The sequence below is a fragment of the Chloroflexota bacterium genome, assembly GCA_014360805.1.
Classification (GTDB): Bacteria; Chloroflexota; Anaerolineae; order DTLA01; family DTLA01; genus DTLA01.
Genome location: JACIWU010000132.1, coordinates 1 through 5,685, shown reverse-complemented (window position 1 = coordinate 5,685; position 5,685 = coordinate 1). Strand labels below are relative to the sequence as shown.

Annotated in this window: 6 protein-coding genes; all 6 read right to left on the bottom strand. The window is 64.3% G+C overall.

All coding sequences use genetic code 11. The features are described from left to right. Window positions 1–356: 356 nt before the first annotated feature. Window positions 357–965, bottom strand: a complete 609-nt coding sequence (locus H5T65_13840; GenBank protein MBC7260309.1) for a DUF5317 domain-containing protein — start codon at window positions 963–965, stop codon at window positions 357–359. Between the two features lies 1 nt (window position 966). Further along, complete coding sequence (locus H5T65_13835) at window positions 967–2,301, bottom strand: HD-GYP domain-containing protein (protein ID MBC7260308.1); 1,335 nt, start codon at window positions 2,299–2,301, stop codon at window positions 967–969. A 411-nt stretch (window positions 2,302–2,712) separates the two neighbouring features. Beyond that, window positions 2,713–3,363, bottom strand: a complete 651-nt coding sequence (locus tag H5T65_13830; GenBank protein MBC7260307.1) for a hypothetical protein — start codon at window positions 3,361–3,363, stop codon at window positions 2,713–2,715. Window positions 3,364–3,867: 504 nt separating this feature from the next. Further along, on the bottom strand, window positions 3,868–4,377 hold the full coding sequence (locus tag H5T65_13825; GenBank protein ID MBC7260306.1) for a ferredoxin:glutaredoxin reductase: 510 nt from the start codon (window positions 4,375–4,377) through the stop codon (window positions 3,868–3,870). Beyond that, on the bottom strand, window positions 4,374–4,643 hold the full coding sequence (locus H5T65_13820; GenBank protein ID MBC7260305.1) for a glutaredoxin family protein: 270 nt from the start codon (window positions 4,641–4,643) through the stop codon (window positions 4,374–4,376). Before H5T65_13820 ends, H5T65_13825 begins: the two co-directional genes overlap by 4 nt. A gap of 76 nt (window positions 4,644–4,719) precedes the next feature. Then, window positions 4,720–5,199: a ferritin family protein gene (locus H5T65_13815; GenBank protein MBC7260304.1), complete on the bottom strand. Its 480-nt coding sequence runs from the start codon at window positions 5,197–5,199 to the stop codon at window positions 4,720–4,722. Window positions 5,200–5,685 lie beyond the last annotated feature (486 nt).

Genomic DNA, 5,685 nt, shown 5'->3' with positions numbered 1-5,685 from the left:
GTAGGGGCGGGTTTCCACACCGGCACCTTGCCCGCGGCATCTGTGGAAAGCCGCCCGCCCGTATCACCCACGACAACGTAGGGCGGGTTTCCATACCCGCCCTCTGTAACCGCGAATCACACGAATCCACGCGAATGGGGGACAGTAGGGGCGGGTTCCCACACCTGCCCCTTGCCCGCGGCATCTATGGAAAGCCGCCCGCCCGTATTACCCACGACAACGTAGGGCGGGTTTCCATACCCGCCCTCTGTAACCGCGAATCACACGAATCCACGCGAATGGGGAACAGTAGGGGCGGGTTTCCATACCCGCCCGTGCAGCACCGTTCGCAGACGCGCGGCTTGCGCAGATCGGCCCTATTCGCCGGTTTCGTCGGCCGCTGCGTCCCCCGCGTTTCCGCGATGGGAACGTCGCGCGGCCCTGGGGCGCACCACCGCCAGGAAGAACCACGCCGCCCCCAACGCGATGAGCACATCGCCGACCGAGAAGACCGTCGCCAGGGGAAACCACGAGGGGATGGCGAAGATGTCGCACAGGAACGGGACGCGCGTCTCCGGCCCCAGGAGCACCGTGTTGGCCGAAGAGCCGAGGGTGCCGGCCTTCAGGATGACGAACTCTAGGCCGGCGGTTCGCAGGGCATCGGGCGACGCGGGCATCCTGCCGCCGTTCAGCGCGATGGCCATGGCATTGCATGTCAGCCCCAGCCCCACCACCGGAAAGCCCGGCAGCCGCCAGTTCGCCGCCACCAGGCCCACCAACAGCGCCAGCGACACCACGTAGAGCACGGGCGTCCAGCCTGCGAGCGCCGACCGCGCCCACCACTGCGAGAAGATGAGAATCTGCAAGCCCACGGCGAGCAGGGCCAGCCAGCCCAGGCGAAACGGCACCCGCGCCAGGGCCAGGATGTCGCCGCCGCGCGCCAGCGCGATGAGGAGCGCCAACACGGCGAAGAGGAGCAGAATCACGTCAACCACCCACCTGAGTGGAAACCGGCTGTGCCACCGGGAAGGCCCGCACGCGCTTCTGGAAGGTCTCGCGCTCCCAGTCCGGCTCCTGCTGGCGGTAGCGCTCCAGAATCGCCACGAGCGCATCGGCCACCTTGGGGTCAAACTGGCGGCCCCGCTCCCGCCGGATCTCCTCAATGGCCGCGTCCAGCGTCAGCGCGTTGCGGTACACGCGGTCGGCCGTCATGGCTTCCAGGGCGTCGGCGGCGGCGATGATCCGCGCCCCGAGGGGGATATCCTCGCCCGCCAGGCGGTCGGGGTAGCCTTGGCCATCCCAGCGCTCGTGGTGATGGAGGATGAGATCCCGCCCCTTGCGGAACAGGGGGAAGTTTTCCACCATACTCGCGCCGATGGTAGGGTGGCGACGGAACTCGTGCCACTCGTCCAGCGAGAACTGCTGCGGCTTGTACAGGAGCGCGTTGCTCATCCCGATTTTGCCCACGTCGTGCAGGCGCGCCGACAAAGTGATGAGTTCCACCTGGTCCTGCGCAAGCCCCAACTCCCTGGCGATCATCTCGGCGAACATCGCCACACGCTGCGAATGCTCGTAGGTCGTCGGGTCTCGCTGGTCAATGGTGTCGGCCAGCGCCAGGAGCGTCTCCATCGTCTGCAGTTGCAGCGCGCTGGATTGGAGCAACGACGTGCGCACGACCGCCAGCGGGAGCACCATCAGCGCGATGGCCCAGGGGCTGGCCTGCCACAGGATGACGATCATGGCCCCCAGCGGAACCATCGTGAGTTCGTGCCAGGCGATGTCGCGGAAACTCACCTTCCACACGTAGGAGGCCGAAATCCGATTCGCGAAGGCGACGATCAGCGCCACCATGCCCGTGTTGACCACGTAGTAGAACACGGCCAGGAGGGCCAGCGCGCCGGCATTCTGCACCGAGTTCAGGGGGTTGACGTTCCCATCATAGAGGATGCGGTACAGGGAGCCCATGGCTCCGAAGGTAATGGCCATCTGGGAGACGTTGAAAACCGCCTTATGCCAGGCCCGCCGAAGGATGGCCTCGGCCACCAGTGTGCCCAGAAACGCCGCCCAGACTGCCGCAGCCGGGCCGAACAGAATCGCCACGGCCGCCTGCACAGCGCCCGACACCGTCATCTCGGCGTCGCCAGGGAAGGGCATCACGATGGGGAACAAGTCCGAGAGGCAAATCAACCCGGCGAAGAGCAGCACCACAGGCCACAGCGACGGCTGCGCCATAAGCGTCGGAAGCATCCCGAGAACCCCGAGCAGGGCGGCCAGCGCCAGAAAAATGATGTAGACTTGAGCCCGCCTGGGCAGCGCCCTCACGAGAACACCCTCCAACGGCCTGCGGCTTCCGGGCGCGAAGCCCCGGATCCCAGGCCCTACGATAACGGCCTGCGCTCCTCATCGCCGAGAAGCCGGCAGGCAGAATTCTATTCAAAGCCCCAAAACTCCGCAACTTTGAGCGGATAGAGATGGGAGGCGGCGATGGTGAGTTTACGCTAGTGCCACTTGGCGGTCGCGCCGGCGGCGGCTACGATGCTGGCTACGATCATCAACGCGTAGAGAACTCTCCACTTCATGGGGAATCTCCTCCTTTCGCTCGTATGGCCTTTCGGCCAAAAGTTTGTCTGAGGTCTCTTCCGATTCCCCTTCGCTCCGCTTCAGGCTTCTTCAGCCAGATGCCGCCTCCCATCTCCTCCGTTGCGCCCGGTTCGGCGTCTCGGCGCCAGAACCCTAGAGCGACCGAATGAGTGAAAGCCGCCGGTTGACGCTGTCCAACGTCGCCCGCACGGCCGACTCCACCATGTCCCCCCGGTAGAAACTCGTCCCGATGAGATGCTCCTCCCCGGCAGCGAACGCGAAGGTAACGATGACGACCACGATCTCGCGGTTTGCCACCGACATCACTTCCAGCGCGTCTAAAGTAAACTGCCCGCTATTGCCCACCATCTTGTTCAGCGCGTCCAGCGTGGCCAAGCACGCGGCCCGCCCCACGTTCTCGTCGTCTCTGGGATGGCGGGCAACCCCCTCAAAAACGCTGCCGTTGTCGGCCAGCCGCACCTGCACCACCGCGGCGTCGCCTTCTGTTGCCCTTCCGGCCGCCAGGAGTCGCGGCCGCGACCCCAGCGCGGCGAAGGCTTTGTCCTCCTGCATCTGTGCCAGGCTGATCTTGCGGTAGTTCACCCGAAGCCCAAACCTGGCGAACAGAAGCGACTCTATGTCCCGAACAATCTGCTTGGGTTTTCGGTCGGGCGCACCCACCACGTGAATCTCGCCGATCTCGCCGGGGGCATCCATCACAACCCGACACGCGAACACCCCCTTCACCTGCTTCAGGCTGGATTCCAGGGTAGCCGTGTCCACAGCAACCGGTTCCGTGCTCATCTTCGCATCCTCCGCTCGCGGCGACTGGCTGGTCTTGCGGCGGCACCTTCGCACATGCAAGGCCCGTGCCAGAACGCCAGAAAAAACCGACCGGGGACTTCGGCAGGAAGGCAACGGCGACGCGGCACGCAGGCTCCCTGTGCACTTGCGAAAAGGCCTCCCTCAGCCCTTTTCTCCCCTCGCGGACATCATAGCACGCCAAGATGAAAAAACGATGAAAACGCAAACCCCTCCCGATGACAATTTATTCATCTTGACACAAGACGGGAGATCTGCGCGGCCCATGGCGAGGGGGATCGGCTCCAAGGTTCGTTGGCGCCCGCCATCGCGAGAAACAAAGCCGCGAAGCAACCTCTGTGCAGGCACCGGGCAGAACGGTATCTGCTGTATGGAGTTCGCGACAGTTCGGGGCGCAAGACACAAAAGAACGCGAAAGACCGTTCGCGGTCTTTCGCGTCTTTCGCGATCCGAACGCCCCTCTCGCAGGTCCCGGCCCCGCGCCGCCTAAGGTCCGGGCAGCGCGCTCACCGGCAGCACGAATGGCTCAAATCGCTCGCGCTTGGCCTTGCAGACGGGGCACACTCCCGGCGGGTGCTCGCGGGCGCACAGGTAGCCGCACACGCGGCAGCGCCACAGCCGAATCCCACCCGCAGGTTCCGGGCGGGAGCCGGCCTTGGGCCGCTGCGCGGGACGACGCTCGGGGACCGACTGCAGCGGGCGCTTGCCTTCCAGCACCTCCTCGGACACGTACAGGGCGCAGTAGCACGCGCCCCAGTCGTTCAGGTCTGCGTCCCGATAGTCACACGGGCAGATGATGTCCAGGTCCTCTTCCTTGTTGCCCGACGCCAGGCGGCACGGACAGGCCCAGTAGCCATAGCGGTCCTCGTTGGTCAACAGACCCTCAACCAGGCCCAGCGTCCACGCCTCGTCGGGGTTCAGGTGGTAGCCGCCCGACTCGGCGTCGGCCTTCAACTGCTCGTAGATCTTGCGCAGTCGCTCGGGATCTATCGTCATGCGCCGAAAACCCTCCTGTACTCGTCCTCGCGGTAGCCGATGATGCACTCGTTGTCGGCCAGAACCATCGGAAAGGCAGGGCTTGGGGTGTACTTGCGCAATTCGTCCATGACCCGCATCTTCTCCTCAGTGGGCAGAAGGTCCACGTAGATGAGGTCAAATCCGCCCTCGCCGAAGCGTCCTTCCAGCCAGGTGCGCGCCTTGCGGCACCAGCCGCAGGTGCTGAGGCCGTACATCAGCGGGCGTTGCCGGGTTGGTTTTTCCATCGTTTGTTCCTCCCTCATCTGGATACACAACGCTAGTTAGATGCGGCGAGCAGCCGATAGGTTCACCCCCAACCCGCTACTCGGCCCAGACCCACAGTCCCTTGTTGGACAGGGTGTAGAACTCGTCGGACAGGATGCGGTAGTGCATGGCCTCTTCCTGAGCCAAACGTTCAAACATGGCCTTGCCCAGGGGGTCGTCGGTGGATTGGGCCAGCCGCGAGTAGCGCTCCTGGGCCTTCTGCTCCGCGTCCATGGCCAGGTTGAGGACATCCACCACCTGGCGCAGGTTGGCTTCCTTCTGGGGTGCCTTGCCGCCTTCGGGCTTGGGGCGGGCCAACTCCTTGCCCTGGTACGCGATGTACTGGCCCGCGCCGAGGGAGCGGACCAGGTCCGCCAGTTTCTGCTCGTGATAGGCCTCAAAGTCGGCCAGTTCCAGCAACAGAGCCTTGCCCTGGGGGTTGGCAGTCTTCTCGGCGGCGGAGAGGTAGAATTGGCGTGCGGCGCGCTCGGCTTCTATGGCCGTCTGTACGGCATCCAGGAGCCCCTTGTTGTCCATGCGCTTCCTCCGGAGATGGCAGTACCCTAGCATACCTTACATAGGGCGATTTGTCAAGACACGCATGGATCGTGTACGCACGCCTGCGCGAGGAAAGCAAAGAGGGCCTGAAGCAGAGAACAGCCCCAAACCATCCTCCATTGGGTTGCCGAGCAGGACTTACCTCACCCATCCTCACCCCAGCAGGTTAGGTGGGGTCAAGAGCCCCATCGCGGTTCGCCATGCGGCGAAGCGGACTTCGCCAGATGTGGAGCGGCCCACAAGCGTGAAGACCCCAAGGGTCTCGGAGACCCCCTGGGGTCTATTCTCTTCTCCATTCGTGTGGATTCGTGTTATTCGTGGATAGCGTCCGGCGGCTATGGAAAGGCGCCCTACAGGTTTGGGCATTATGCCGCCAGCCAAGGTGCGACGCACTTTCGGAAGTGCGTCGCACCTTGGATCAGAGTCTCGGAGACCCTTGGGGTCTTTGCGCAGTCCCCAGACTGA